The sequence below is a fragment of the Azospirillum sp. genome, assembly GCF_050789165.1.
On record NZ_JBOZRT010000073.1, the window covers coordinates 1 to 2,951 of the forward strand.

The 2,951-nt window shown below is 67.6% G+C and carries 3 protein-coding genes and 1 pseudogene; all 4 read right to left on the reverse strand.

What is annotated here, in order from left to right:
• A partial coding sequence (locus tag ACRWK7_RS16355; RefSeq protein ID WP_431857328.1) for a valine--tRNA ligase occupies positions 1 to 1,321 on the reverse strand: 1,321 nt, incomplete at its 3' end.
• Between the two features lie 164 nt (positions 1,322 to 1,485).
• Positions 1,486 to 1,791, reverse strand: a complete 306-nt coding sequence (locus tag ACRWK7_RS16360) for a hypothetical protein (protein ID WP_431857329.1) — start codon at positions 1,789 to 1,791, stop codon at positions 1,486 to 1,488.
• A 149-nt stretch (positions 1,792 to 1,940) separates the two neighbouring features.
• The gene (locus tag ACRWK7_RS16365; protein WP_431857330.1) at positions 1,941 to 2,129 is read right to left on the reverse strand and encodes a DUF2783 domain-containing protein; all 189 of its coding nucleotides are present in this window, start codon (positions 2,127 to 2,129) and stop codon (positions 1,941 to 1,943) included.
• Positions 2,130 to 2,235: 106 nt separating this feature from the next.
• Positions 2,236 to 2,951: pseudogene (locus ACRWK7_RS16370) on the reverse strand (hypothetical protein); the annotation flags it as partial.

Below are 2,951 nucleotides of genomic sequence, written 5' to 3' on the forward strand. Positions count from 1 at the left end.
AGGCCGGGATCTGGTGGCCCCACCAGAGCTGGCGCGAGATGCACCAGTCCTGGATGTTGTTCATCCACTGGTTGTAGGTGTTGACCCAGTTCTCGGGCACGAACGTCACCGCGCCGGATTCCACCGCGTCGATCGCCTTCTGCGCGATCGACTTGCCCGTGGGGTCCTGCTCGCTGACTTTCGTCATCGCCACGAACCACTGGTCGGTGAGCATCGGCTCGACGATTTGCCCGGTGCGCGCGCAACGCGGCACCATCAGCTTGTGCTTGCGCGTTTCGGCCAGCAGGCCTTGCGCCTCCAGGTCCGCCACGACGGCCTTGCGGGCGGCGAAACGGTCCATGCCCCGGTACTTGGCGGGGCCGTTCTCGTTGATCTTCGCGTCCAGCGTCAGCACGCCGATGATCGGCAACTTGTGGCGCTGGCCGACGGCGTAGTCGTTGGCGTCGTGCGCCGGCGTGACCTTGACGACGCCGGTGCCGAACTCGCGGTCGACGTACTCGTCGGCGATGACCGGGATGTCGCGGTCGCACAAGGGCAGCTTGACCTTCTTGCCGACCAGGTGCCGGTAGCGCTCGTCCTCGGGATGCACCATCACGGCGACGTCGCCGAGCATGGTCTCGGGACGGGTGGTGGCGACGGTCAGGTCACCCGAGCCGTCGGCCATCGGATAGCGGATGTGCCACAGGAACCCGTCTTCCTCTTCGCTTTCGACCTCGAGGTCGCTGACGGCGGTCTTGAGCTCCGGGTCCCAGTTGACCAGCCGCTTGCCGCGGTAGATCAGGCCCTGCTCGTAGAGCTTGACGAAGGTGTCGGTGACGACGGGCGAGAGCTTGTCGTCCATCGTGAAGTACTCGCGCGACCAGTCCACGCTGTCGCCCATGCGGCGCATCTGCGTGGTGATGGTGTTGCCGGACTTCTCCTTCCACTCCCACACCTTGGCCACGAAGTTCTTGCGGCCCAGCTCATGGCGCGACAGGCCTTGTTCCTGCAACTGGCGCTCGACGACGATCTGCGTCGCAATCCCGGCGTGGTCGGTGCCTGGCACCCACACGGTGTTGAAGCCCCGCATGCGGTGGTACCGCGTGAGGCTGTCCATGATGGTCTGGTTGAACGCGTGCCCCATGTGCAGCGTGCCGGTGACGTTGGGCGGCGGCAGCTGGATCGCGAACGACGGCTCGCCGGCCTTCGGCTCGCCCGTGCCGCGATGCCCGGCCCGCCCATAGCCGCGCTCTTCCCACCGCGGGCCCCACGTGGCTTCGATGGCGGCGGGTTCGAAAGATTTCGACAGGCTGTCGAGACCGGGCTGGCTGAGGGTGGTCATACAAATTGGGGTCAGATTCCAATTAATCCGTTCATTGGAATCTGACCCCTGGGATGGAGACGGGGGGTTTCGATTTTAGCGAAGCGGGGAGAGCGGCCCCGCGTGCGGTACGGCGGTGATGAAGGCGAGGGGCGTCGAGTGAAATGAACTGGAATCCGACCCCATCAGTCTTTGCGGCGCACTCGCGCGTAGGCGTCGACCTCCTGGAACTCGGTGGGCGTTTCCGATTCGTGGCGATAGAGCTTCATCGATGGCAGCCGGCTGTCGAGCGAGTTGACCGAGTCCTGCCAGAGCGCCCAGTCGTCTGAATCGTTGCCCTCGGTCACCTCGAACGAGCGCAGTTCGGGCGGCAGGTCCGGCTCGGTGGCCCTCCAGGACGAGCGGCTGGGCTTCGACTGGGCGGTGCCCGCCGCTGGGCGCTTCCCCTTGCCGGCAGGCGCCGGTGCGCGCTTGAACAGACCGAAGAACATGGTGCACCCCCCCGCATCGGAATTGCATGTGCCGGCCTTCGCGGGCAACGGCTGAGCTTCCGGGCGAAAGCGTACACCCGGTCAGCGATCCGGGCAATCGGGGGGCTTCCAGCCTGCCGGCCAGGGGTGCAGTGGCCCTGCGGTGGCGATCAGAGCTGGCGCGCCACCTCGATGCACTCCTTGAGCACCTTGGCGTCGCCCACCTGGTTGGCCAGGACGATGATCAGCCGGGCGTTGAGCAGGTCCGACTGCTCCTTCGTCAGGCCCTCGTGGGCATCGAGCAACTGCTCGTAGAAGCCGTCGCCGTCCTGGAAGTGGAAGTTGGTCTTCACCATCATGCGGCCTCCTCCGCTAGGCTAGTGATGCGCGGGCGGTGGTGGCGTCGGAGGCCATGGCCGCATTGCGCTGGTCGATCCCCGTGCACGGGGCCCCTCGCCCTTCGCTTCATGCGGCCTCCTCGCCGGTCGCTTCGAAGCTCGGCGGCTCGGCGCCAACCTGCGGGCTGTGGACCTGCGCCGGCGGCTGGGCGGCTTCGTCCTTGAGGCCCAGCGCCCGCGCGATGGCATGCACCAGCGTCGCGTCGATGCTCTCGCCGGTGGCGGCCACGTAACTGTCGGGCCGCACCAGCGCCCAGGCATGGCCGAACACATGGCAGGCACCTTGCAGGTGGCCCTTGGGATCGAGCACGTGTTCCACCGCCATCGGCATGTCCTCGGTGCCGACGACCTGCACGGCGCGCACCGGCATGGTCTCGGTGATCGCCGTCAGCCGCTGCAGCGCCTGCGGGCTGGTGTCGCCGAAGACCAGCAGCAAGAGGCGGCCGTCGGCCCATTCGAGCAGGTCGTTGACCCGGCCGGGCGATCCGTCGGCCCAGCCGAAGCTCACGTTCTGCACCGGCTGGCCGCCGGTCTTGTCGCAGGCGCTGGAGCGGGTGTACGGGTTGGCGATGGCCATCCGCCCGGTGTTGACCAGCGGCCGGGCAAAGGCGTGCCGGCGCGCCAGGCTGATCACGGCGTCGCGGAACAGCTTCTGCGGGCCGGGCTGCGGCCGCAGGAAGCGCGAGGTGCGGTTGGTGACGCGCACGTTCTGCAGCGCCGCCTCGTGCCGCTCCTCGTCGTAGCTGTCCAGGAGCGCCGGGTCGGCGCGGCCCTTCATCACGG

Coding starts and splice junctions, on each gene's coding strand:
- ACRWK7_RS16360 (WP_431857329.1), bottom strand. CDS start 1,791: ATGTTCTTCGGTCTGTTCAAGCGCGCACCGGCGCCTGCCGGCAAGGGG.
- ACRWK7_RS16365 (WP_431857330.1), bottom strand. CDS start 2,129: ATGATGGTGAAGACCAACTTCCACTTCCAGGACGGCGACGGCTTCTAC.